This window comes from Cryobacterium sp. TMT4-31, assembly GCF_004403385.1.
GTDB lineage: Bacteria > Actinomycetota > Actinomycetes > Actinomycetales > Microbacteriaceae > Cryobacterium > Cryobacterium zongtaii.
Window position 1 is genome coordinate 16,341 of record NZ_SOGI01000053.1, and the last position, 24,481, is coordinate 40,821.

Sequence of the window (24,481 nt, forward strand, 5' to 3'; positions counted from 1 at the left end):
GATGCGGCAAGTCGGCGAGCGAAGCTATTGGGCGGACAGGAACTCGAGGGTACGCGCGACGACGACCTCGGGTTGTTCCTCGGCGATGTAGTAGCCGGTGCCCGGAACGTGCTCGAGCGTGAAGTCGTCGGCGTCCCCTTCGTAGCCGCCGAGGATCTCCGGGTGCTCCCGGGTCGGGTCGTTGTTGCCGTAGAAGACGGTCCCGTAGAGCGACAGAGTCGGAGTGGTCAGACGTGTGCCGCGGTAGGCGCCGGTGCTGCTGCGTTTGGCCTCGCTCAGAATGAAGTGCCGGTACAGTGCCGATCCGGCATCCGCTCGCGCCGGGTCCTTTAGCCGGGACACAAAGGCGTCGATGTCTTCGGGTGCGAAGACCGACGGGTCGCTCGTGTCACCGGTCATCAGCCGGCGCGGCAGCCGTTGTCGTCCGGTGCGGAGGAGCCAGGGTCCCAGACCCGGTATTGCGATGGCGAACATCGACCAGATCCGCCAGACGTACAACAGCGCCCGGGGGTGGAATTCGGGGTACGGGTGCGGGGTGGCAAGTGCGACGAATCTCTCAACTCTCTCGGGATGAGCCAGGCACACCCGAAACCCGACGATGCCGCCCCAGTCGTAGCCGAGAATATTCACCTTGTCGAGGTGCAACGCGTCGAGCAGCGCAACGACATCCGCTACCAGCTGCTCGCTCGTGTATCCGTCGGGCGGGGCCTCGGTCCAGCCGGCACCGCGCAGGTCCGGGCAGATCACCCGGTAGTTCGCGGCGAGGGCCGGGATGACCTTGCGCCAGGCCCACCAGTGCTGCGGGAACCCGTGCAGCAGCACGAGCGGCGGGCCGCTACCGGCCTCGGCCACGTGCATCCGCAGCCCCGGAAGATCGAGGAACCGATGTCGGACCCCGGCCAACTCCGGCCACGAGCCCGTGCCATCGAGGCGGCTTGTTCCATGACTGAATTTGCCCGAGGGCTTCATCGCACTCATGCCGCCATTATACTACGGACATAGTGCCTCGTCCACTATGTCTATAGTGAAAGGATGACCCCGATTCGAGTGCGCGTCCTGGAAGCCGCGATCGACCTCCTCGCGACGGGCGGGTTGCGTGCGCTCACCCACGTTCGTATCGACGAACGCGCCGACCTGCCGAAGGGGTCCACCTCTAACTACTTCCGCACCCGGGCCGCCCTGCTGATCGGCGTCTCCGAGTGGATCGTGGAGCAGGAGCTTCGTCCAGTGCGAGTGGCGTTCTCGCCGCGTTCGCCGGCCGAGCTCATCGACGCGATGTGCACCCTGCTCGAGGTGACGACCCACGAGAACAGGGAGCTGACCACGGCGAGGCTCGTGCTGTTCATGGAAGCCAACCACAACGCCGAGCTTCGAGAGGCGCTGTCCCGGGGCCGGGCGGCCCTGGGCGAGGGCATCGTGTCCGCTCTCGCCGAGATGGGCGCCCGTGATCCGCAGGCCGCGACGGAGGCCATTGCCGCCTGTTTCGAGGGCCTCCTCCTGCACCGCATCGCCCGGCACGACAGCACCGATCCCCGGCCGATCTTCGAGACCGTCGTGATGGGCGCGCTCGCCTGACCCGCACCCTTGCCCGGCCTCGGTGCCGCCCCGCAACGCCGACGCGGCCGCTCCCGAGTTGCCGTAAAGTGCCCTTTCGTTCGGCGCGAAGGGGCCGGATGCCGCAAGTCGGCGAACGCCACCTCTGTCAGTTGCCACAAACCTCGCCTAAACGCGCCGCGACGAGGCAGGATGCCGCACGATGGCGGCCCGACGGAGGGCGCCAGACTAGCGCGGCGCGGGCAGGGTCTCGGGGGCGTCTTCCCAGTCCTGCACGGTGATGGACTCAGTGAAGTGCTGGGCGCGTTCCTTGCCACCCTCGTCGCCGGAGAACAGTCCCGGCGCCTCGATCACCGGGCGCGCGGGCTTGCGCGAGTGGCTCGACGGGCGCACCGGCGGGGTCTCCGGCTGCTGGCGCACCTCGACACGGTTCAGCGGCAGGGCATCGGGGTTCTCGGCGTTGACCCAGTCGATCAGGTTCTCCCGCACGAAGCAGCGCAGGTCGAACAGGGTGGGTGCGTCCTGCGCCGTCACGAGCACCCGCACGCGCACGAAGCCGCCCACGGCATCCGTCACCTGAAGAACGACAGCCCGGCCGTCCCACAGGTCGGTCTGGGCGACGACCCGGTTGAGCTCGTCGCGCATCGCGGCGGGGTTGACACGCCAGTCCAGGTCGAAGTCAATCTGGCCCAGCAGTTCGCTGTTGTGCCGGGTCCAGTTCTGGAACGGGGTGGTGGTGAAGTAGGTGGACGGCAGCACCATCCGCCGGTCGTCCCAGATGTGCACGACGATGTAAGTGAGGGTGATCTCCTCGATCTTGCCCCACTCGCCCTCGACGATCACGACGTCGTCGACCCGCAGCGCGTTGTTGAACGCCAGCTGCATACCGGCGAAGATGTTCGCCAGGGTGGACTGGGCGGCCAGGCCTGCCACGACACTGAGCAGGCCGGCGGAGGCGAACAGGCTCGCACCCACGGTCGCGGCGCCGGGAATGCTCAGCAACACCGTGCCGATGGCGCAGATGATGATGATCACAACGCCGATGCGGCGCAGCATCCGCAGCTGGGTGCGTACCCGGCGGGCCACCCGGTTGTCGCGCACGTCGATGCGGTACTTGTTGGCGGTGATTTCCTCGGCGTAATACAGCAGCGCGCACAGCAGCCAGGTGGCGCTGCCGATGAACAGGGCCCGGAAGACGAAGCCCACCGTGGCCTCCCAAGCTTCGGGCACATCGAGGTAGCCGGCGACAGCCAGCCACAGCGCGCCGATCAGCACGGTCATGCGGAACGGCACCCGGATCAGCTTCACGAGCACCCGCGCCCAGGATCTGCGCTTGCCGACCATGCGGAAGGAGAAGGCGGCGATCGCGGTGATCGCGAGGGCGAGAACGATCGCCGCGACAACGGCAACCGGGAAAGCGGGCAGGGACAGCCCGAAAACTTCGATCACAAGGGACCTTTCCGTGTCAGGTCTGAGGAGGACTGCAACGGCGGTGTCACGTGGACCTCCCATCATGTCAGCCCAGACTGAGAAGAGCCACACAACGACGAACGCCGGGGCGACATCCGAGAGATACGGATGCCGCGCCCGGCGTCAGGTCACTGCCTCACGGTCAGTGGAAGAAGTGGCGCTCCCCGGTGAAGTACATCGACACACCGGCGGCCGTCGCCGCGGCGATGACCTCCTCGTCGCGCACCGAACCGCCGGGCTGCACGACCGCGGTCACGCCGGCCTCCAGCAGCACCTCGAGACCGTCGGCGAACGGGAAGAACGCGTCGGACGCGGCCACGGCGCCTTCGGCCCGCTCCCCCGCCCGACTCACGGCCAGGTGGCACGAATCGACCCGGTTGACCTGGCCCATGCCCACACCCACGGATGCGCCGGCGTGCGCGAGCAGGATCGCGTTGGACTTCACCGCACGGCAGGCCTTCCAGGCGAACTCGAGGTCGGCGCGCGTGGCGTCGTCGACCTCGGGGCCCGACACCAGGCGCCACTCGGAGGTGTCCAGGGTGTCGAAGGTGTCGGTCTCCTGCACGAGCAGGCCGCCGGAGATCTGGCGCAGCTCCAGCGACGAACGACGGTAGTCGGCCGGCAGCTCGAGCAGACGGATGTTCTTTTTCGCGCTGAGCAGCTCGAACGCGGCCGGCTCGAAGCCGGGCGCAACGAGCACCTCGGTGAAAATCTGGCTGACCGTCTCGGCCATACCCAGCGTGACGACGCGGTTGGCCGCGATGACCCCGCCGAACGCGGAGACCGGGTCGCAGTCATGCGCACGGTGGTGCGCAGACGCGATGGCGTCGGGGGCCTTGGGGTTCGCCACGGCGATGCCGCACGGGTTGGCGTGCTTGATGATCGCCACGGCCGGTTCGCTGAAGTCGAACGCGGCGCGCACGGCGGCATCCGCGTCGACGTAGTTGTTGTAGGACATCTCCTTGCCGTGCAGCTGCACGGCCTGGGCGATGCCCTGGCCGCCCTCGCCGAGGTAGAGAGCTGCGGCCTGGTGCGAGTTCTCGCCGTATCGCAGCACGGCCCCGCGGCTGGCTTCGATCGCGAGGGTCTCCGGGAACAGCAGGTCGGTGGGGTCATCGCTGTCGGCGCCGACGATGGAGTCGAACGCCTCGAGGATCTCCTCGCCGAGCGACTCCGCGTCGTCCTGCCACTGGTCGTAGACGTTCTCGGTGAACCAGGCCGACACACTCAGGTCGTAGTTGGCGGTGTGTTCGAACGCGAGCGAGGCCAGCTTCTGCCGCAGCCGAAGGGTGCTGCCGCCGGCGCCGACGGCCGTGATGATCTCCGGGTAGTTCTCCGGGTCCACGACGATGGCCACGTTGGGGTGGTTCTTGGCGGAGGCACGCACCAGCGCCGGGCCGCCGATGTCGATCTGCTCGATCACGTCGGCGGGTTCCGCACCCGACTCGACGGTTTCGACGAACGGGTACAGGTTCACCACCACGAGCTGGAACGGGGCGATCGACAGGTCGGCGAGCTGGTTCTCGTGCGCCTCGAGGCGCAGGTCGGCGAGGATGCCGGCGTGCACGCTCGGGTGCAGGGTCTTCACCCGGCCGTCGAGCGACTCCGGGAACCCGGTGACGGCGGCGACATCCGTCACGTCGTGGCCGGCGTCACGGATGGTGGCGGCGGTGGAACCGGTGGAGACCATCTCGACCCCGGCGGCGGCCAGGGCGTTGGCCAGTTCGACCAGGCCGGTCTTGTCTGAAACCGAGATCAGCGCGCGCTGCACGGGAATGACGTCCCGGTCGCGGTAGAGGCTCCGGGCGTTGGTGTGACCGCTCATATGGGGGAATGCTCCTTGAGATCGACGTGTCCGTTGGCGATGTCGAGCACGGCCCGCACGAGCAGGCGGCGTTCGACGAGTTTGATGCGGTCGTGCAGCGAATCCTGGGTGTCGTCGGTCAACACCGGCACCCGTTCCTGGCTCACGATCGGTCCGTCGTCCACGCCGTTGTCGACAACAATGATGCTGGCGCCCGTCTGGGTCGCCCCGGCGGCGAGCGCGTCGCGCACCCCGTGGGCGCCGGGGAACTCGGGCAGGTAGGCGGGATGGGTGTTGATCAGGTGCGGCGACAGTGCGCCGACGACCCGCGGCGGCAGCAGCCGCATGAAGCCGCTGAGCACGGTGAGGTCGGGCTCCCAGTGCTGGATCTGCTCGAGCAGCGCGTCGCCCCACGCGTCACGGTCGGCGTAGGAGGCGAACGGCACCGTGAAGGTCGGGATGCCGAATTCCTCGCCGAGCGCGAGCCCCTCGGCGTCGCGGTCTGCACCGATGGCGATCACCCGGGCGGGGAACTCCGCATCGGCGGACGCCTCGAGAAGCGCGCGCAGGTTCGAGCCTCCGCCGGAGATCAATACGACCAGTGACAGCACCATCCGAGCCTACCGTTTCGTTGAGAGTTCCTCGGCACCGGAGTCCGTGCTCCGGGCCCGTCGGCCACCGACGAGCATACCGAGTGCGGCGGCGATGCCCACCTCCAGGGCGGTCAACGCCCCGACGAGCAGCGGGTTGGGACCGACTTCGGCGAGCCGCCCCGGTCCCATCGCCCCGGCCGACCACCAGGCGAGCAGGCCAAGCAGGATGCCGGCGACAACGCCCATCAGGGCACCGGTGCCGACCATCCGCGCCGTGCCGTGCAGGGCGTTGGCGCGCTTGTCGACGCTTTGCCGCACGAGCACCGCCACCACGAAGCCGATCAGCACCGGAACGAGCAGGCCCAGGAAACCGAACTCCAGGGTGCCGTTCGGCAGCGCGCCGAACAGCGGCAGGCCGGGCACGGAGCCGAGCGTCGTGCCGAGCGGGGAGACGCTGTTGCCGGTGCCGAGGGCGATCCCGGGGCCGACGAACCAGCTGGCCGCCCAGACGACGACGTTCGGGATGAAAGCGAGCTGCCCGATCGTGAGGGCGATGCCGCCCATCACCCCGGCCTGCAGAGTCTCGTAGAGCCCGATCACGGTGGCGAAATTGGCCAGCACCGACACGCACACGGCCACGGCGGAGACGACCATGATGCCGGCGACGACGGCGGTGCCACCGCGGAGCGCGGTGCCGAGCTGGCTGCGCAGTTCGGCGGGGATCCGGGCCAGCTGGTTGGCGACCGGTCGTCTCACCCGGTCCGGCAGCACCGTCCCGGCCGTGCGGTTCGCACCGGCCAGGCCGATCAGCACACCGGTGGCGAAGACCAGGGTGGGCAGCAGGATGCCCTGCACCGGCGCCGGTGTGACGACGGCGGTTCCGGCGGAGAAGGTGAGCAGCGCGGCGAGCATCCCATAACTGAGCACGGCCACACCTGCCGCGGTGAGACTGTACTCGGTGCCGGCGGCGCGGCGGCCGGTGCGCACACCCAACAGCACCGAGAGCAGGGCGAAACCGAGCAGCGCGATGCTCAGGGTGAACGGCAGTTCTGCGCCGGCCAGGCCCAGCGAGGCCGAGACGTCGACAGGCAGCTGCACCGCGAGGTCGACGCCGTTGCCGAGCAGCCAGACGTCCACGGCGGCACGCCAGAAGACGAACCAGTCGATGCCCAGACCGTAGTGGGTGCCCCACAGGATCGTGAGCGGCACCAGGGCGATGCCCACTCCGATGGCGACGACAATGAGCGCCTCGAGCGCGGCGAGCAGTGCAGTCGTTATACGGTTCATATCCGAGAGGGAGCTTATCCTGGCCCGGCTTCGGGTTCGTCGTACCCCGCCGGGCTCGGGCCGAATCCCCGGCGAATCCGCCTTAGATCCCGCCGTCCACCGACCGGATCACCGGCAGATCCTCGTCGGGCACCAGCACCGCGGTGTCCCGGTTGAGCGACTCGCCGCGGAAGAACGGCTTGGCGCCGGCGAAGAACGACCAGACGATCATCAGCAGCACCCCGAACAACAGCGACCCGACGCCGACCACGAAGACACCGCCGACGCCGAACAGCACCGTGTAGCCGTAGTCGGGATCGAGCATGTCCCACACCGAGAACCCGAACGCCGCGGTGAGCAGCAGCGACCCGAGCATCGGGAAGACGAAGCGCATCCAGGCGTTGCGCCAGCTGGTGAACAGGTCGTGCCGGAAGTACCAGACGCAGGCGTAGCCGGTGATGGCGTAGTAGAACGCGATCGCCAGGCCCAGGGAGAGGATGGTGTCGTTGAGGATGTTGGAGCTGACCAGGGTCATTCCCACGTAGAAGGCCACCGCGACGGTGCCCATGATCAGGGTGGAGAAGGACGGGGTGTGGAAGCGCGGGTGCACCTGGGCGAACCGGCTCGGCAGGGCCTTGTAGACGGCCATCGCGAGGGTTCCCCGGGCGGTGGGCAGGATGGTGGTCTGGGTCGACGAGATCGCCGAGATCATCACGGCGGCCACGAGCAGCCAGGCCCACGGCCCGAACACGGCGTCCTTGAGCGCAAAGAAGACGTCATCGGCGTTGCCCTCGTTGCCGAGGCCGAATCCCTCGGTGCCGAGGCCGGCGTAGGCCATGGCCGCGACGGCGACGCCCACGTAGGTGACCAGCAGGATGATCGTGGTCAGCACCGCCGCCTGGCCCGGGATCCGTTTGGGATCCTTGGTCTCCTCGTTCAGCGACAGGCAGGTGTCCCAGCCCCAGTAGATGAACAGGGCCAGCAGCACGCCCTCGACAAGGCCGGAGAACGAGGTGAGGGCGAACGGGTTGAACCACTCCGCCTGCGGGGTGGTCGAGCCGGCCGGGGCGGAGCCGTCGAACACCGCCCACAGGGTAAACACCGTGAAGAGGATCAGCGCCAGGTACTGGAAGCCCAGCAGCACGTTCTGCAGCTTTTCGCCGATCTCGATGCCCCGGTAGCTCACCCACACCATCAGAGCGATGAATACCACCCCGGTGAGGGTCACGAGAAGCGCGTTCTCGGCCAGGTCCGGCGCCACCAGCAGCCAGAAGTAGATTCCGCCGATCTGGGCGAGGTTGCCGAGCACCACGATGCCGGCCACCGCCACACCCCAGCCGCCCATCCAGCCCACCCACGGGCCGAACGCCTTGGTCGCCCAGGTGAACGTCGTGCCGCAGTCGGGGATGTCCCGGTTCAGCTCCCGGTAGGCGAACGCCACCAGCAGCATCGGGATGAACGCGATGACGAACACCACGGGGGCCTGCGCACCCACGGCGAGCACCACAAAACCCAGCGTGGCGGCCAGGGAGTACACCGGGGCCGTGGAAGCGAGCCCGATGACCGTGGAGCCGAATAGGCCCAGCGTTCCGGCGGCCAGGCCCTTGCCCGAGGCGGGGGCGGGCTCGGGCCGGACCGGGGCCGTAGCGTCGTTGCGGGACATGGTCCTCCGATCGAAGGCCGCGGCATCCGCTTGTGCGGGTACACGCGTGCGTGCATAGTACTCGCCGCCCCGCGCGCGACAAAGGGCCCGCCGGATCGGCGGGCCCTTCGTCGTTCGGTGCGGTCTACAGCGCGGCGAGGACCTCGCGCAGCAGGGTCGCGGTCTCGCTCGGCGTCTTGCCGACCTTGACCCCGGCGGCCTCGAGGGCCTCCTTCTTTCCCTGCGCGGTTCCTGCCCCGTCGGAGACGATGGCGCCGGCGTGGCCCATGGTCTTGCCCTCCGGTGCGGTGAAGCCGGCCACATAGCCCACGACAGGCTTGGTGACGTGTGCCTTGATGTACTCGGCGGCCTTCTCCTCGGCGTCGCCGCCGATCTCGCCGATCATGACGATCGCGAGGGTCTCCGGGTCGGCCTCGAACGCGGCGAGCGCGTCGATGTGGGTGGTGCCGATGATCGGGTCGCCGCCGATGCCGATGGCGGTGGAGAAGCCCAGGTCGCGCAGCTCGTACATCATCTGGTAGGTCAGGGTGCCCGACTTGGAGACCAGGCCGACCGGTCCCTTGCCGGTGATGTTCGCCGGCGTGATGCCCACGAGCGCCTCACCGGGCGTGATGATGCCGGGGCAGTTCGGCCCGATGATGCGGGTCTTGTTGCCCTTCTCCTGGGCGTAGGCCCAGAACTCGGCGGAGTCCTGCACGGGCACGCCCTCGGTGATGATCACGAGCAGGCCGATTTCGGCGTCGATCGCTTCGAGAACAGCGTCCTTGGTGAAGGCCGGCGGCACGAACGCGATGGAGACATCCGCGCCGGTCTTCTCCATGGCTTCGGCAACCGTGCCGAAGACGGGCAGTTCGACGTCGCCGTGGGTGACGGTGGTGCCGGCCTTGCGGGCGTTGACGCCGCCGACGATCTGGGTACCGGCCTTGAGCATCAGGGCGGTGTGCTTGGTGCCCTCGCCGCCGGTGATGCCCTGAACGATGACCTTGGAGTCCTTGTTGAGGAAGATTGACATTCTGTTCCCTTACTTCGCGGCGTTGGCGAGTTCGGCGGCCTTGGCGGCGCCCTCGTCCATGGTGGCGGCCAGGGTGACCAGCGGGTGGTTGGCCTCGTTGAGGATGCGGCGGCCTTCTTCGACGTTGTTGCCGTCGAGGCGCACCACGAGGGGCTTGTTCGCGGCGTCGCCGAGGGTGGCGAGCGCGCCGACGATGCCGTGGGCCACGGCGTCGCAGGCGGTGATGCCGCCGAAGACGTTGACGAAGACGCTCTTGACCTGCGGGTCGCCGAGAATCACGTCGAGGCCGGCGGCCATGACGGCAGCGGATGCTCCGCCGCCGATGTCGAGGAAGTTGGCCGGCTTGACGCCGCCGTGCTCCTCGCCGGCGTAGGCGACCACGTCGAGGGTGGACATGACCAGCCCGGCGCCGTTGCCGATGATGCCGACCTCGCCGTCGAGCTTCACGTAGTTGAGGTCGTTCTGCTTGGCCTTGGCCTCGAGCGGGTCGGCGGCGGCCTTGTCCTCGAGCGCGGCGTGGCCCGGGTGGCGGAAGCCGGCGTTCTCGTCGATGGTGACCTTGCCGTCCAGGGCGATGATGTCGCCCTCTTCGGTGAGCACCAGCGGGTTGACCTCGACGAGGGTGGCGTCTTCGCCGGCGAACACGCTGTACAGCTGCACGAAGACCGGGGCGACCTTGTCAACCAGCTCGGCCGGGAACTTCGCCTGGACGGCGATCTCCTTGGCCTTGGCCAGGTCGATGCCGGCGGTGGGGTCGATGGCCACGTAGGCGAGAGCCTCGGGCTTCTCCACCGCGAGGACCTCGATCTCCACGCCGCCCTCGTAGCTGGCGAGCGAGAGGTAGGAGCGGTTGGAACGGTCCAGCAGCACGGAGAAGTAGAACTCCTGCTTGATGCGGGCTCCCCCGGCGACCATCACCCGGTGCACGGTGTGCCCCTTGATGTCCAGGCCCAGAATGGCGCGCCCGGCGGCTTCGGCTTCATCCGGGGTCTTGGCGACCTTCACGCCGCCGGCCTTGCCGCGGCCGCCGACCTTGACCTGCGCCTTGACGACGACGACACCGCCGAGCTTCTCGGCTGCGGCGCGCACCTCCTCGGGCGTGTCTGCGATGATGCCCGGCAGAACCGGGACTCCATACTGCTCAAACAGGTCTCTGGCCTGGTATTCGTAAAGATCCACGCTGCTCTTCCAATCCGCGTCATAGCGTTCCGTGCATGGGGTAGGTGTGGTCTGGCTCCCGGCGCGAAACTAGCTCGACGTCGAGAGATACTGACCATCTCAAACTCTACCTTCTCAGATGAGCGGCCGTGCCCGCTGGTCGAGCGCCGGTATTCTGGGCCCATGCCGAATCGCAATGCCAGCCTCGCCATCGTTTCGCTTGCGGCAGGTCTGGATGCGGCCGTGCTGCTGCTCTTCGTGGTGATCGGTCGGGCCAGCCACGGTGAGGGCCTCTGGGGCGTGCTGGTCACCTGGTGGCCGTTCCTGGCCGGTCTGGTCGTTGCCTGGCTGGTTCTTACGGCCCGGCGCACACCGCTGCGGATCGTCTGGACCGGGGTGGGCGTGTGGCTGATCACCGTAGTCGTGGCGATGCTGCTACGAGTCGTCAGCGGTCAGGGCGTGCAGCTCAGCTTTGTGATTGTGACCTTCCTCGTCCTCGGGGTGTTCCTGCTCGGTTGGCGCGCCATCGCGCTGTTAGTGCAACGCCAGCGCCGCCGCGGCGCATCCGTAGAGGGCTCCCGCCTCGCTGGTTGAGCCTGCCCTCGCGGGTTGAGCTTGTCGAAACCCGGTGACGTGCCGGCGATACCCGGCCCGCTCGCGCGCCCCGACCCCGCCGATGCCCTGTGCCCGGCCGCCGGGCTGGGCCACAATATCTGCGAACGGTTCGCTCGCCCTGGCATCCCCGGGTGGCCCGACCCCGCAGGAGGATCACTCATGAGCACCCTGTCGATCGACCCGAAGACCCTGGCCGAGGAGGCCTACCTCTACCTGTACCCGCTGGTGCTGATGGAGGTCACCCGGCAGCAGAGCATCAACACGGCGCCGGGACGCATCTTCGGCCGGGGTCCCGAGAACACCTTCGTGCATACCCGCAGCTTCCCGGCGGCCGAGTTCCGCGACGTCGTGCGGCCCAACTTCGACACCCTCTATTCGATCGCCTGGCTCGAGCTCGGCGCGGGCCCTCTCGTGATCCACCTGCCCGACACAGCCGACCGCTACTACCTGTTGCCCCTGATCGACATGTGGACCGAGGTCTTCGCCAACCCGGGCAAGCGCACCACGGGGACCGCGGCGCTGGAGATCCTCGTGGTGCCGCCCGGCTGGTCGGGCGAGCCGCCGGACGGCCACGCCCTCATCCAGGCGCCCACCCCGCACGTCTGGGTCGTGGGCCGGTTCCAGACCAACGGTGTCGACGACTACCCGGTGGTGCGGGCGCTGCAAGACCAGCTGTCGCTCACCCTGCCGCCGGAATACGTGGAGTTTCCGCTCGACCCGACGGTGGACTCGACCACTCCGCCGTTGCGCACGGTGGCCCAGCTGAGCGGTGTGGAGTTCTTCCGCCGCGCCGCCTCGGCGTTGCGGACCGTGCCGGTGCACGGGACCGACTTCTCGGTCCTGGCCCGGATCCGGCACCTCGGCATCGTGCCGGGTCTGTCCTTCGACAGCGCGCGGCTGGATGCGGCGGACACCGCGTTGTTGGAGGACGGGGTGGCCGAGGCCAGGGCGACCATGCTGGCCACCCTGCCGCTGATGGGCCGGCGTGTGAACGGCTGGTTGCTCAACGTGGAGACCATGGGCAACTACGGCAACGACTACCTCAAGCGCGCCGTGGTCGCGCTGGTGGGCCTCGGCGCGAACCCGCCGGAGGACGCGGTCTACCCGATCCTCATGACGGATGCCGACGGCCGGCCCCTCGACGGAGGGAACCGCTATCGGCTGCATTTCGAGAGGCACGAGCTGCCGCCCGTCGACGCGTTCTGGTCCCTGACCATGTACGACGCGGACGGTTTCCCGGCCGCCAACCCGATCGACAGGTACGCGATCGGCGACACGGATGCACTGCACTACAACGCCGACGGGTCCCTCGACCTGGTCCTGCAGCACGAGCGGCCGGCGGATGACTTGATCGCCAACTGGCTGCCGGCGCCGCTGGGGCCGCTCGGGGTGACGATGCGCCTGTACGGCCCTCGCCGCGAGGTGCTCGACGGCGCCTGGGTGCCCCCGGCGGTCACCCGGCTGGAGGTAAGGAAAAAGTGACTTTACCAGGACGGGATCGGACGCAGCATCCCTTTTTTCGACCGATGTCCTGATAAACGGCCGTCAGCCGCACGAGGCCCCGCACGAGCAGTCGCCCAGGCGCGACGCTGCCGATCCGTCCCACCAGGGTCAGCGGTCGACGGACTCGTCATCGTCAGTGTCGTCGCCGAGGTCGACGAGCCGGTTGTCGGCGTCGTCGCCCCACTCGTCGGTGGTCTCCACGTCGGTCGGCGCGATGTCCTCGGCGTTGGGAAGCAGCTCTTCGTCCGCGGGGATCTCAAGGTCGTCGACGACGCGGTTATCGTCGAGCGCCTCGGGGTCGTGCGGCCACAGGCCGTCGGATTCCTGGGTCATGATCGAACCTCCTTCGGACGCGAGCCGACGCTGAACGGTGCGGGTATCGGGTGACCGGGACGGCTGCAGTGCGCGGGTCCCGGTGCAGGACACCGTACCGTCGTCGGTGGTCGGCGACAAGGCGTCGGTGGCCCACACGGCACGGGTCAGAGTGGGGTGCCGGCGCGCCGGGCCAGGCCCGCGCGGGTGGCGACCACGATCACCAGGGCGACGGCGCCGCCCAGAACCGTTTCCACGACCCTGTCGACCAGAAGGTCCGACACCGGCACCGGGCTGCCCAGGTGCGACACCGTCAGCGCCAGCGGTGTGATGAACAGCAGCGCGGCACCGTAGTGTTTGCCCACCAGGATCTCGGCGCCGAACTGGCCGATCGCGATCACCAGGATCAACACCCAGACGGGCGGGCCCGGCAACAGCACCAACCCCGTCACCAGGACCCCGAGCGCGGTGCCGAAAATACGGTGGAACGCGCGGGAGGTGGAGTGCCTGGCGCCGGGCGGCGGCAAGACTGCCACCACGCTCACCACCGCCCAGTACGGATGACCGATGCCCACGAGAATGGCCAGGCCGCCGGCGACCAGGCTGCCCACCACCATCTGCCCGATCGACAGCCAGACCCGGCCGTCACGGTACGCGGTCGGGTTAAGGCGGGGCTGCCTCGGCAGCTGCTTGAACAGCGGGGCCGACCGCTCCGGCGCGGCCCTGCGCAGCAGAGCGCCCGACATCGTCACCAGCCAAGCGAAGGCGGCACCGGCCACGCCCACGAGCAGCCGGGTCAGCACCTGGTCGGGCTCGGTGGGCACCTGGGCGCACACCGTGTAGGCGAACACGAAGAACAGCGGCGTGCCGGGGAACAGTCCCATCGTGTTGACCAGCAGCACTCCGAGAACCAACACCACGATCAGGCCCAGCGTCAGCAGGCCGAGCGGCGCCCCGAGCCCCGCCAACAGCAACCCGAAACCGATGCTGCAGACCATCCCCACGGCCGCCACGCTCACCGACCTGGCCCGCAGCCGGTACGGTTCGCTGCGTCCGAACAGGGCCGTCATGCCGCCGAACGAGGCGTACACGGCCCAGTCGATGCGCCCGGCAAGCACCAGCACGATGAGCGGAATCACCATAGCCAGCGTCGCCCGGGTGGCGACCTCCAGGTCGAGGGCGCGCAGGGACCGCGCCCACTGCCTCAGTGTCTCGGGCCGGGAGCGGGCATCCGCTGAATCGTCGTGGTGTGGCGCCGTCACTCGATCTTCTCGATCGGGGCGATCTTGATCAAGAGCTTCTTCGCCCCGCTGGTGTCGAACTGCACGTGCGCGATGCGTTTGGTGCCTTCGCCGGTGACCTGGTTGACCTTGCCGTCACCGAAGTCGACGTGACGGATGCGGTCTCCCGCGTTCAGGCTGAGGTCACCGTTGTCGCGCACCTGCGCGGTGACCCGGTTGGCCCACTCGGTCTTCGGCTTGGGTGCCGGCGGCAGCTGGCCCGGGGTGCCGCTGCGGCTGCCGAAGCCGCCGCCGTCGCGGCGCGCGTTGAGCGCCCGGGGCTGGGTGCCGCCGCGGGAATTGGCCATGCCGGGCGACTGTTTCCAGTCGATCAGCGTGGCCGGGATCTCCTGCAGGTAGCGGCTGGGCATGGCCACGTTGACCTCGCCGAACTGGGCGCGGGTCATCGCCAGCGACAGGTAGAGCCGCTGCCGGGCCCGGGTGATGCCCACGTAGAAGAGACGCCGTTCCTCGGCGGGCCCGCCGGGTTCACCGGCCGACATCTGGTGCGGCAGCAGCCCCTCCTCGACGCCGGTGAGGAACACGGCCTCGTATTCGAGGCCCTTGGCGGTGTGCAGCGTCATCAGCGACACGGTGCCGGAGGCGTCGTCGAGGTCGTCGGCGGCCGCGACGAGGGACACCTGGGTGAGGAAGTCGACCAGGCCGGCGTCGGGGTTCTCCCGGTTGAAGTCCTTGGTCTGGGCGACGAGCTCCTCGATGTTCTCCGCCCGCACCTCGTCCTGCGCGTCGCGGCTGGCGCGCAGCACCGCGAGCAGACCGCTGCCGTCGAGCAGGAAGGTGAGCAGGTCGCTGACGTTGGCGGCTCCGGCCGGGTTCTCCGGGTCCATCATGAGGGCGGCCGAATCGAGCAGGGTTGCCAGCTGCAGAATCGCGCCGGTCACCTTGGGCCCCAGGCCCAGCCCGCCGGAGTCGCGCATGGCCTGGCGGAAGGAGATGCCGTTGGTCTCGGCGAAGCTGGCCAGCTGGGTTTCGGTGGCCGGGCCGATGCCGCGCTTGGGGGTGTTCAGGATGCGGCGGAGCGCCAGTTCGTCCAGCGGGTTGGCGACGGCGACGAGGTAGGCCAGCGCATCCTTGATCTCGGCGCGTTCGTAGAACTTGGTGCCGCCGACGACGCGGTACGGCACCGCGGCGCGTACCAGGATTTCTTCCAGCGCACGGGTCTGCGCGTTGGTGCGGTAGAACACCGCCATGTCGCGGTAGGCCATACCAGCGCGGTGCAGCACCTCGATCTCGTCGGCCACGAATTGGGCCTCGTCGTGCCCGTTGTACGCGGTGTAGCCCACGATCTTCTCGCCGTCGCCGCCGGCGCTCCAGAGCCGCTTCTCGCGGCGGTCGAAGTTGTTGCCGATCACGGCGTTCGCGGCCGAGAGGATGTTCTGGGTGGAGCGGTAGTTCTGCTCGAGCAGGATCACCTTGGTGCCGGGGAAGTCCCGTTCGAACTCGGTGATGTTGCGGCTGGAGGCGCCGCGGAACGCGTAGATGGACTGGTCGGAGTCGCCGACGACGGTCAGCGACGCACCGGGGATCTGGCCGGAGGCATCCTGCAGGTTCTTGACGTGCAGGCCCGCATCCTCCATGTCGTCGGCCAGTTCTGCGTCGACAGGGCGGGTGAGCTCACGCACCAGCGCGTACTGGGCGTGGTTGGTGTCCTGGTATTCGTCGACCAGGATGTGGCGGAACCGGCGCCGGTACAGTGCCGCGACCTTGGGGAAGGCCCGGAACAGGAACACGGTCTCGCCGATCAGGTCGTCGAAGTCGAGGGCGCTGGCCGCGCGCAGCCGCCGCGTGTACTGGCGGAAGATCTCGACGAACATGACCTCCTGCGGGTCGCTCATGTTCGCGTTGCGGGCGTAGGAATCGACATCCGCCAGCTCGTTCTTGAGCTTGGAGATCTTGGACGCCACGTTGCCGGGTGTGAAGCCGAGGGTGTCGGCGTCGAGCTGTTTGATGATGCGTTTGATGGTGACCTTGGAGTCGGCCGAGTCGTAGATGCTGAAGTTCGCCGACAGTCCCGCGCTCTCGGCCTCGCGGCGCAGGATGCGCACGCACGAGGAGTGGAAGGTGCTGATCCACATGCCGTCGGATGCCTGACCGAGCAGGGCCTTCACTCGTTCGCGCATCTCGGCGGCGGCCTTGTTGGTGAACGTGATCGCCAGGATCTGGCTGGGCCACGCCTCGCGGGTCTCGATCAGGCCGGCGACCCGGCGGGTGAGCACGCTGGTCTTGCCCGAGCCGGCGCCGGCGACGATCAGCAGGGCCGGGCCGCGGTACTTGACGGCCTCGAGCTGCTGCGGGTTGAGGCCGTCGAAGAGCGGGCTCTGCTGCTCGGAACCGGCGTCGGGGCCCGCTCGTCCGTCGAGGATGATCGGGGTCGCGGACGCCCTGGTCGCGGGGGCGTTGGGCAGGTCTGGAGACAAAGTCATGGCCAGCCAATTCTAGGCGCAGCCGCCGACATCCGCCCCGCGGCGGGTAGGGGTCAGGCGGGTGAGAGCGGATGCGGCAGCCCGGCGGACAGCCCGTCGCGCACGTGTACCGCCAGGTCGGGCTGGTCGGCGAAGACCCCGTCGATGCCGGTGTCCATGATGGTGCGGAACTCGGCCTGCCAGTTGCCGAAGTCCGCCTTGCGGGTGCCGACCCTGAAGCTGGGGGCCAGGAACCGGTTCTCCGGTCGCAGCGTCCAGGTGTAGATCGCCAGGCCGGCGGCGTGGGCGGCGTCCACCAGGTCTGAGGCGCCGTCGATGTTGCCGTCGGCGCCGGTGTGCAGGATGAGGGATTTGGGCACGCTGATGCCGTCGAGCTGGTGGCCGAGCTGGTACAGCGCCAGGTCGGTGAGGTAATCCGCGTAGGTGGTGGCCCGGTCGCCGAACCTGGCAACGAGATCGGCGGGTGCTCCGCTGGCCTCGAGCAGGAACACCCGACGGCCGAAGACGCCGCGCGCCTGCACCTGGGCCAGCACCGTGCGTTCGAAGCTCTCGATGGTGAGCCGGCCCTCCCCGGTGTTCCAGCCGGCTTCGTCGACCTCGGCGGCGAACAGTTCGTCCAGCGGCAGCCCGATGGACTCGAAGTAGCTGGCGTGCTTGATCTCGGCGACAACGCCGAGCTCCCGATCCAACGGCGCCTCCACCCGATCGACCAGACGGAACACGTCGCGCAGCCGCAGGATCGGGAAGAGTCCGTCGAAGCTGGCGCTCAGGCCGCGCAGGGCGGGCAGCCGCTCGCGGGCGCGCAGGGTGCGCAGCTCCGCCCAGGTGAAGTCCTCGGTGAACCAGCCGGTCATGGCGACACCGTCGATCACCTTCTCCGTGCGGCGGCCGGCGAATTCGGGGTGGGAGGCCACATCCGTCGTGCCGGAGATCTCGTTCTCGTGCCGCACTACCAGCACGCCGTCCTTGGTGGCGACGATGTCGGGCTCGACGGCGTCGGCGCCCAGGGCGAACGCGAGCCTGTAGGCGGCTTCGGTGTGCTCCGGGCGGTAGCCGCTGGCACCGCGGTGAGCGATCACGAGGGGTGGCATGTCCCAAGGTTAGCCGCGGCCTGCCAGAATCTTGTGTTGTGACCACCTGGATCGACCCGACACCCCGCGTTCGCTGGGGTGACCCCCGATGGCGGTATGCGGTGGGCCTCCTGATGATCCTGCTCGGCGCGGCCCTGACCAACATGGTCAGCACCTACAGCCTGTGGTTCGTGGTGGTCGGGCCCTGCGCGCAGCTGCTCGGCTGGCTGATCCTGCCCGGTGCCCTCTGGCGCCGGCTGGTCGTGATCCTGCCGTGCCTGCTGGCCGCGCTCGTGCTCATCGCCGGCCCGGATTTCGCGGGAGCATTCGCGGTGTTGCTGGCCGGATGGCTGTTCGCCCGGCACCGGCCGGGGCGCAGCTATCTGGCCCTGATCCCGGTGATCGTCCTGAGCTTCGTGCTCAAGGGCGCCCTGAACGAGTACAGCCAGCACTGGATCGGGCTGCTGAGTGGTTCTCTGGCCAGTGTGGCCTGCGCCTGGTTGGGCTGGGCGCTGGCGCTCTGGCGTCAACGCGAGATGGCCGCCGGGCCCGCCGCAGCCACCGTTCACGACCCGGTCAAGGCTGAGTAGACTCTCAGCAAACTACGGGTTGATCCGGTAGATTTGTGGCACAGACTCGCGCGTCGGACACCGGCGCGCACCCCTCACCAGCTGATTGTTAGGCAGGAAACCATGGCTACCTCCAACCCCGCATTTAGAAACGCCGCGTTCGGCGCTCCCGGCGCCGTTGCCACGTCCAAGGTGCTCTCCGACAACGACCTGCAGGCGCTCTACAACTCGCCCTCCGCCGGTTCGCAGGACACCGACCGGATGACCTACGAGGACACCATCGGGAAGACCGTCCTGGCCTTCGCGATCCTGCTGGCCGCCGCGGCGACAGCGTGGGTGCTCACCCCGGTGATGCCGTTCCTGTTCATCGTCGGTGCAATCGGCGGGCTCGTGCTCGGCCTGGTCAACGCCTTCAAGAAGGAGCCGTCGCCGCCCCTGATCCTCGCCTACGCCGCGCTTGAGGGACTGTTCGTCGGTGGCATCTCCCGCTTCTTCGAGGAGATGTCCGGTGGTGGCGTCGTCGTGCAGGCCGTCATCGCCACCCTCGTGGTCGTCGGTGTCACCCTGGCGCTGTTCTCCAGCGGCAAGATCCGCGCCTCGAAGCGGGCCACCAAGGTGTTCCTCATCGCGATGGTCGGCTACGCGGTCTTCTCCCTGGTCAACTTCGGCATGATGATGTTCGGCGCCGTCGACGGTGCGTTCGGCATGCGCAGCGGCACCATCGCGATCGCCGGTTTCGAGATCAAGCTGGGACTGCTCATCGGGGTGCTGGCCGTGCTGATGGCGGCGTACTCCCTCGTGCTCGACTTCGACTTCATCCAGAAGGGCGTCAATAACCGCGCTCCCCGCAAGTACGGCTGGAGTGGCGCGTTCGGCATCATGGTCACGGTCGTCTGGCTCTACATCGAGCTGCTGCGCATCTTCATGATCGCCCGCGAGTAGCGCTCCCCCGCACACCCCGAAAGGGCCGGCCCACCTCGGGCCGGCCCTTTCGTCGTCTCGCAGGCGCCAGCGCCCAGTTTGGGCTAAGCGGGCAAGGCGCCGTTATGCGGGTGGCGCGCCACCCGCAGAGCGGCGCCTGACCCGCATACCGCGCCCGTGGCCCCCTAACGACGGAAGCACCCTCGCGCAAGGCGAGGGTGCCTCCGGCACAACTACGGGAGCGGCGGAACGCCTACTCCCATTCGATGGTCCCCGGCGGCTTCGACGTGACGTCGAGAACCACGCGGTTGACCCCGTCGACCTCGTTGGTGATGCGGTTGGAGATCTTCGCGAGCAGGTCGTACGGTAGGCGGGTCCAGTCGGCCGTCATGGCGTCCTCGGATGACACCGGGCGCAGCACGATCGGGTGGCCGTAGGTGCGGCCGTCGCCCTGCACGCCCACCGAGCGCACGTCGGCGAGCAGCACCACGGGGCACTGCCAGATCTCCCGGTCAAGGCCCGCGGCGGTCAGTTCGGCGCGCACGATCGCATCCGCCTGGCGCAGCAGGTCCAGACGCTCCTGGGTTACCTCGCCGACGATGCGGATGCCCAGGCCGGGTCCGGGGAACGGCTGGCGTTGCACGATCTCGGCGGGCAGGCCCAGCTCGGCGCCGATGGCCCGCACCTCGTCCTTGAACAGGGCGCGCAACGGCTCGACCAGCTCGAACTGCAGGTCCTCTGGCAGGCCGCCCACGTTGTGGTGACTTTTGATGTTGGCGGTGCCGCTGCCGCCGCCGGACTCGACGACGTCGGGGTACAGGGTGCCCTGCACGAGGAAGCGGATCGGGTCGCCGTCGATCTCCGCGGCCTCCTTGATGAGCTCGGCCTGAGCCTGCTCGAAGGTGCGGATGAACTCGCGGCCGATGATCTTGCGCTTGGTCTCCGGGTCGCTGACGCCGGCCAGCGCGTTGACGAACTGCTCGCGCACATCCACCGTGACCAGGCGGATGCCGGTGGCCTTGACGTAGTCTTCTTCGACCTGGCGGCGCTCATCCTCGCGCAGCAGGCCGTGGTCCACGAACACACAAACCAGCTGGTCGCCGATGGCCTTGTGCACCAGGGCGGCGGCGACGGCGGAATCGACCCCGCCGGAGAGACCGCAGATGACCTTGCCCGTGCCCACCTGGGCCTGAATCAGCGCGACCTGCTCCGCGATGACGTTGCCGCTGTTCCAGTCGGCGGGGATGCCGGCGGCGCGGTGCAGGAAGTTCTCCAGCACGTGCTGGCCGTGCGCGGAGTGCTTGACCTCGGGGTGCCACTGCACGCCGTAGAGCTGGCGTTCGTCATTGGCGAACGCGGCCACAGGGGTCGACACCGTGGAGGCGAGTACCGTGAAGCCGTCGGGGGCCTTGGACACCGAGTCGCCGTGGCTCATCCACACGGTCTGCTCGGCGGGCTGGTCGGCGAGCAGCGCGTTGGTGCTGTCGGAGACGACCACCGGGGTGGAACCATATTCGCGCTGGCCGGTGTGCGAGACCTCGCCGCCGAGGGCGGTGGCCATCACCTGGAAGCCGTAGCAGATGCCCAGCACCGGGATGCCGAGGTCGAAGATCGCCGGGTCGAAGGTGGGGGCACCCTCGGCGTAGACGCTGGACGGTCCGCCGGAGAGCACGATGCCGATCGGGTTCTTCTCGGCGACCTCCGCGGCGGTGATCGAGTGCGCCACGATCTCCGAGTACACGGATGCCTCGCGCACGCGCCGGGCGATCAACTGCGCGTACTGCGCGCCGAAGTCCACCACGAGCACCGGGCGGCTGATGCCGGAGGTGGCAACTGAAGCGGCGCCTTCCTCGGCTCCGATCAGGTTCTCCAGGCCCTCAGCGCCCTCGGCGCCGTCGGCGCCCACGACGTCCATCGGGTTCACGGCGCTCATGCGCGGACCCCGCTTTCGACGGCGGCGACGGGGTTCGCGGCGAGATATGCCTTGACCCGCTGGCCGACCTTAGCCTCGAGGAAGAAGGACAGGAATGGGATGATGCCTCCGAGTGCGATGAGTAGGAAGGTGGGGAAAGGCCAGCGCATGATGCTCCAGATGCGGAAATCGGCGAACAGATACAGAACGTAGAACCAGCCGTGCACCATCAGCAGTCCGGTGCTCAGATTGACGGCCGTCACGGTGCCATCCGGCACCAGGGCCAGGAAACCGTTCGGGCCGCCGGCTTCAAGCTCGGTGCCGAAGAGGTACTTGGCGATCACCTCGGCGCAGAGCAGTAGCAGCAGAACACCGGTGATGATCGACGAGACCTGGTACAGCCGAAGCGCACCGGGGATTCTGGGCAGGTCGGCGGGCTTGGGTTCAAGTGGCATGGGCTAATTCTACGGGGCGTTGGCGTGCGACCGGTCGGTGCCAGCGGCCGGGCCGGCTGCCTCGTCCGGCGTACCGGCGGCGTCCTCGGCCGCAGCGGCAGCGGCGACCTCGGCCTCCTCGGTTTCGCGCTCCCAGGCATCCCGCACCAGGCGGTACCAGAGGAACACGGCGAAGCCGGCGAAGACGACCCACTCGAGGGCGTAGAAGATGTTCAGCCAGTTCAACGGAACCTCGACTTCGGGCTCCGGGGAGTCGATGACCGTCAGACCGTCGGGGGCGACGGTGTCGACGATGTAGCCCTGGTAGACGGACTGGTCGGACCAGTTGGCCCAGAGGTTGATCAGCGCCGCGGTGGACACCGTGGTCATCGTGTGCGGGTCGGCGTCTTCGTCGGGCAGCGCGGGCGCCTCAGACGAGAGGAACCGGCCGGTGAGCGGCTGGAGGGACAGGATCGACATCTGTGTGGCGAGCCGTTCGCGGACCGCGGCCGCCTGGTCGGCGTCTGCGGTCCAGCCGCGGGCCACCGCGATGCTGGCACCCTCATCGGTGACGAAGTGGCTGACTACCCAGAAACCGGATTCGCCGCCGTTGTGTCGGCCGCTGATGATCTGCTCGTCACCGGCCACGAACGAGCCGATCGTCTCGATCATCTGGCCCTCAGCGACCTTCGCGGGCGGCCCATCCGGTGACACCGTGTCTTTGAGTGGTTGCACGGTCTCGGTGGTGCGCTCGATGACCTCGCCGGACGAGATGGCGCGGGCCAGCTGCCACTGGCCGAGGGCAGCGAAGGCGCCGGCGATGGCCAACGCCAGCAGCAGCGCGGCGATCCACCGGGGACGCACCATCATGCGCATCATGAGTAATCACCCGTCTGGTCGTCCTGGCCGGCCTGGTCGGTTTTTTTCTTCGGGGTCGGGTACGTGTCGGAGATGAAGTCCACCATCGGGTCGCCGGATTTCTGGTCATGGGTGACCGCCTCAACCAGAGCGATCTCTTCGGCGCGCATGGCGTCTCGCTCCGGGGTGCGGGTGGGCGGATGCGCCGCTCGGGAGCGCCGGCTGAGGGCAGCGCCGATCTTCTCCGAGTTGGCGGTGAACAGGGGGCCGAGGATCGCCATGGTCAGCACGTAGAGGCCCGCGAAGGGCTGCAGCCGCGGGTCAAGGCCGGCGCTGACCGACAGGGTTGCCAGGATCAGGGTGAACTCGCCGCGGTTGACGAAGATCGCGGCGGTGTTCAGTCCTTCGCGCAGCCCCATCTGGTGCATCCGGGCCAACAGCGCGCCCGAGGCCAGGCTGAGCGCGAAGGTCATCACGATGGCGATTCCCACCAGGACGATGACCGAGCCGAATTCGGCCACGTTCAGCGCCAGGCCGAAGTTGAGGAAGAAGAACGCCCCGAAGACGTCGCGCAGCGGCACCGCCACCCGTTCGATGCGGCCCCGGTAGGTGCTCGCGCCCAGGACCACGCCAATAAGGAATGCGCCGATGGCGTCGGTGACGCCGATGATCTCGCCGATGCCGGCGAAGAGCACGGCCAGGCCGAAGAACAGGATGGTGAAGAGTTCGTCGTCCTTGGTGCGCATCAGTCTGGACACGACCCGGCCGCCCCACCGGGCGACGGAGAACATCACCACGAGGAACAGGAACGCGATGCCCAGTTGCAGCACGATCGGCCAGATCTCGGTCTTGCCGCTGAGCACCACGGACACGATGGCCAGGTACACGGCGATGAAGATGTCACCGACGACGGTCACCCCGAGGATCATCGGGGTTTCCTTGTTGGCCAGCCGGCGCAGTTCGATGAGCAGTTTGGTGATGATCGCACTGGACGAGGTGCCGGTCATGCCCGCGATGACCAGGGCTTCCCTGGCGCCCCAGCCTGTCATCAGGCCGAACGCGAACCCGGCGCCCATGTTGATCAGGATCCAGGAGCCGCCGGAGATCAGCAGTTTTCCGGCGTCGCCGAAGAAGGCCTCCTGGTCGAACTCGAGCCCCAGGCTGAACAGGAGCAGGATGAGCCCGAAGACCGCGATCAGTTCGATGTCGGCCGAATTGAAGTCCAGCGGGAACCATCCGGTGTACGGGCTGGCCAGCAGGCCCACGATCATGTAGATCGGGATCGACGGCAGGCCGATCAGTTTGCCCAACCGGCCGAGCACGTAGGCCACCACGAGCAGGATGCCCAGGGTGAGGAGATCTTCACCGAGGTGCATCGGCTACCCTCCTGGCGGCGCGTCGACGGGCTTGGACGTGATCGCACCGGTGCGGAAGAAGGCGAAGGCCTTCGCCACCTTCTCGGGAGAGCCGGCCACGACGAGGGTGTCGCCGGGGAAGACCTTGAAGTCGGGCGCGGGCGCGGGGTTGGCGGATTCGCCGCGCACCACGGCCACCACCGTGAGCCCGGCGATGCCGCGCTCGGCGGGGTTGCCCAGCGGCTGGCCGGCGATGTGGTCTTCGTAGTCCACGGTGAACCAGTCGATGCTGAGCCCGGGGATCTGGTCGAGCGCGGTGAGCGACTCGGTGATCTGGGTGCCGCCGAGCAGTTCGGCGAGGGTGTGCGCCTCGTCCTCGCTCAGGCGCAGCGACACCTTGCTGGCGTCGGGGCCACCCTCGTCGTCGGCGAAGGTGATCAGATCGCTGTGACCGGAGCGGTGCGCGATGACACCGACCTTGCCGCCGTCGTCGGTGATGAAGGTGTGCAGTACACCCACACCGGGGAGCTTGACCCGTCGAACGTCAACCATGGTGCGACTCCTGAAGGCTTGAGGGCGGTCTAGTCATTCTACCGGAGCGTGTTCGCCGGTCGGGCGGGCCGCGGCACCGGCGCATCCGCTCGGCTCGCCCCGCCCCGTGATTGCCCCGGGACGGGTTCGGTGCGCC

Annotated in this window: 22 protein-coding genes; 5 read left to right on the forward strand and 17 right to left on the reverse strand. The window is 68.4% G+C overall.

What is annotated here, in order from left to right:
* Positions 1-24 precede the first annotated feature (24 nt).
* Positions 25-978, reverse strand: a complete 954-nt coding sequence (locus tag E3T19_RS11995) for an alpha/beta fold hydrolase (protein WP_198418790.1) — start codon at positions 976-978, stop codon at positions 25-27.
* 54 nt (positions 979-1,032) lie between these two features.
* On the opposite strand from E3T19_RS11995, the gene E3T19_RS12000 reads away from it, so the two are divergent.
* On the forward strand, positions 1,033-1,575 hold the full coding sequence (locus E3T19_RS12000; protein ID WP_088457114.1) for a TetR/AcrR family transcriptional regulator: 543 nt from the start codon (positions 1,033-1,035) through the stop codon (positions 1,573-1,575).
* A 207-nt stretch (positions 1,576-1,782) separates the two neighbouring features.
* Here the strand turns inward: E3T19_RS12000 and E3T19_RS12005 are convergent, their stop codons facing one another.
* From E3T19_RS12005 to sucC, 7 genes are all read right to left on the reverse strand, one after another.
* Positions 1,783-3,003: a mechanosensitive ion channel family protein gene (locus E3T19_RS12005; RefSeq protein ID WP_241980198.1), complete on the reverse strand. Its 1,221-nt coding sequence runs from the start codon at positions 3,001-3,003 to the stop codon at positions 1,783-1,785.
* Positions 3,004-3,166: 163 nt separating this feature from the next.
* Positions 3,167-4,849, reverse strand: a complete 1,683-nt coding sequence (purH, locus tag E3T19_RS12010) for a bifunctional phosphoribosylaminoimidazolecarboxamide formyltransferase/IMP cyclohydrolase (protein ID WP_088457115.1) — start codon at positions 4,847-4,849, stop codon at positions 3,167-3,169.
* The gene (gene purN, locus E3T19_RS12015; RefSeq protein WP_134408927.1) at positions 4,846-5,439 is read right to left on the reverse strand and encodes a phosphoribosylglycinamide formyltransferase; all 594 of its coding nucleotides are present in this window, start codon (positions 5,437-5,439) and stop codon (positions 4,846-4,848) included. Before purN ends, purH begins: the two co-directional genes overlap by 4 nt.
* A 9-nt stretch (positions 5,440-5,448) precedes the next feature.
* Positions 5,449-6,708, reverse strand: a complete 1,260-nt coding sequence (locus E3T19_RS12020) for a DUF6350 family protein (RefSeq protein WP_174776717.1) — start codon at positions 6,706-6,708, stop codon at positions 5,449-5,451.
* An 82-nt stretch (positions 6,709-6,790) separates the two neighbouring features.
* A complete protein-coding gene (locus E3T19_RS12025) occupies positions 6,791-8,350 on the reverse strand; it encodes an APC family permease (RefSeq protein WP_134408914.1) in 1,560 nt (519 codons plus the stop codon).
* A 124-nt stretch (positions 8,351-8,474) separates the two neighbouring features.
* On the reverse strand, positions 8,475-9,362 hold the full coding sequence (gene sucD / locus E3T19_RS12030) for a succinate--CoA ligase subunit alpha (RefSeq protein WP_088457117.1): 888 nt from the start codon (positions 9,360-9,362) through the stop codon (positions 8,475-8,477).
* A 9-nt stretch (positions 9,363-9,371) separates the two neighbouring features.
* A complete protein-coding gene (gene sucC, locus E3T19_RS12035; protein ID WP_103432187.1) occupies positions 9,372-10,541 on the reverse strand; it encodes an ADP-forming succinate--CoA ligase subunit beta in 1,170 nt (389 codons plus the stop codon).
* 162 nt (positions 10,542-10,703) lie between these two features.
* Here sucC and E3T19_RS12040 point away from each other — a divergent pair, with 162 nt between their 5' ends.
* Together E3T19_RS12040 and E3T19_RS12045 are read left to right on the forward strand one after the other, a co-directional pair.
* Positions 10,704-11,114, forward strand: a complete 411-nt coding sequence (locus E3T19_RS12040; RefSeq protein ID WP_134408915.1) for a DUF3054 domain-containing protein — start codon at positions 10,704-10,706, stop codon at positions 11,112-11,114.
* A gap of 180 nt (positions 11,115-11,294) precedes the next feature.
* Positions 11,295-12,617 (forward strand): DUF1254 domain-containing protein, encoded by a 1,323-nt coding sequence (locus tag E3T19_RS12045; protein ID WP_134408916.1) that lies wholly within the window; start codon positions 11,295-11,297, stop codon positions 12,615-12,617.
* Positions 12,618-12,746: 129 nt separating this feature from the next.
* Here E3T19_RS12045 and E3T19_RS12050 read toward each other — a convergent pair whose 3' ends face one another.
* From E3T19_RS12050 to E3T19_RS12065, 4 genes are all read right to left on the reverse strand, one after another.
* Positions 12,747-12,971, reverse strand: coding sequence for a hypothetical protein (locus E3T19_RS12050; RefSeq protein ID WP_133159732.1), 225 nt, complete (start codon positions 12,969-12,971; stop codon positions 12,747-12,749).
* 146 nt (positions 12,972-13,117) lie between these two features.
* On the reverse strand, positions 13,118-14,212 hold the full coding sequence (locus E3T19_RS12055; protein ID WP_241980200.1) for an FUSC family protein: 1,095 nt from the start codon (positions 14,210-14,212) through the stop codon (positions 13,118-13,120).
* On the reverse strand, positions 14,209-16,674 hold the full coding sequence (locus tag E3T19_RS12060) for an ATP-dependent helicase (RefSeq protein ID WP_088457122.1): 2,466 nt from the start codon (positions 16,672-16,674) through the stop codon (positions 14,209-14,211). The genes E3T19_RS12055 and E3T19_RS12060 overlap by 4 nt, the downstream gene beginning before the upstream one ends.
* A gap of 53 nt (positions 16,675-16,727) precedes the next feature.
* Positions 16,728-17,765, reverse strand: coding sequence for a glycerophosphodiester phosphodiesterase family protein (locus tag E3T19_RS12065; RefSeq protein ID WP_134408917.1), 1,038 nt, complete (start codon positions 17,763-17,765; stop codon positions 16,728-16,730).
* 38 nt (positions 17,766-17,803) lie between these two features.
* On the opposite strand from E3T19_RS12065, the gene E3T19_RS12070 reads away from it, so the two are divergent.
* Together E3T19_RS12070 and E3T19_RS12075 are read left to right on the forward strand one after the other, a co-directional pair.
* The gene (locus E3T19_RS12070) at positions 17,804-18,334 is read left to right on the forward strand and encodes a hypothetical protein (RefSeq protein WP_134408918.1); all 531 of its coding nucleotides are present in this window, start codon (positions 17,804-17,806) and stop codon (positions 18,332-18,334) included.
* 102 nt (positions 18,335-18,436) lie between these two features.
* Complete coding sequence (locus E3T19_RS12075) at positions 18,437-19,255, forward strand: Bax inhibitor-1/YccA family protein (RefSeq protein WP_103478919.1); 819 nt, start codon at positions 18,437-18,439, stop codon at positions 19,253-19,255.
* 232 nt (positions 19,256-19,487) lie between these two features.
* Here E3T19_RS12075 and guaA read toward each other — a convergent pair whose 3' ends face one another.
* From guaA to E3T19_RS12100, 5 genes are read right to left on the reverse strand one after another with little or no spacing between them, the layout of a single operon-like run.
* Positions 19,488-21,167 (reverse strand): glutamine-hydrolyzing GMP synthase, encoded by a 1,680-nt coding sequence (gene guaA / locus E3T19_RS12080; RefSeq protein ID WP_255578532.1) that lies wholly within the window; start codon positions 21,165-21,167, stop codon positions 19,488-19,490.
* Positions 21,164-21,601 carry a DUF3817 domain-containing protein gene (locus E3T19_RS12085; RefSeq protein WP_134408919.1) on the reverse strand — a complete coding sequence of 146 codons (438 nt, stop codon included), beginning with the start codon at positions 21,599-21,601 and terminating at the stop codon, positions 21,164-21,166. The genes guaA and E3T19_RS12085 overlap by 4 nt, the downstream gene beginning before the upstream one ends.
* A gap of 9 nt (positions 21,602-21,610) precedes the next feature.
* On the reverse strand, positions 21,611-22,450 hold the full coding sequence (locus E3T19_RS12090) for an SURF1 family cytochrome oxidase biogenesis protein (protein ID WP_166788866.1): 840 nt from the start codon (positions 22,448-22,450) through the stop codon (positions 21,611-21,613).
* 5 nt (positions 22,451-22,455) lie between these two features.
* On the reverse strand, positions 22,456-23,814 hold the full coding sequence (locus E3T19_RS12095) for a cation:proton antiporter (protein ID WP_088457128.1): 1,359 nt from the start codon (positions 23,812-23,814) through the stop codon (positions 22,456-22,458).
* 3 nt (positions 23,815-23,817) lie between these two features.
* Positions 23,818-24,345: a cation:proton antiporter regulatory subunit gene (locus E3T19_RS12100; protein WP_088457129.1), complete on the reverse strand. Its 528-nt coding sequence runs from the start codon at positions 24,343-24,345 to the stop codon at positions 23,818-23,820.
* Positions 24,346-24,481 lie beyond the last annotated feature (136 nt).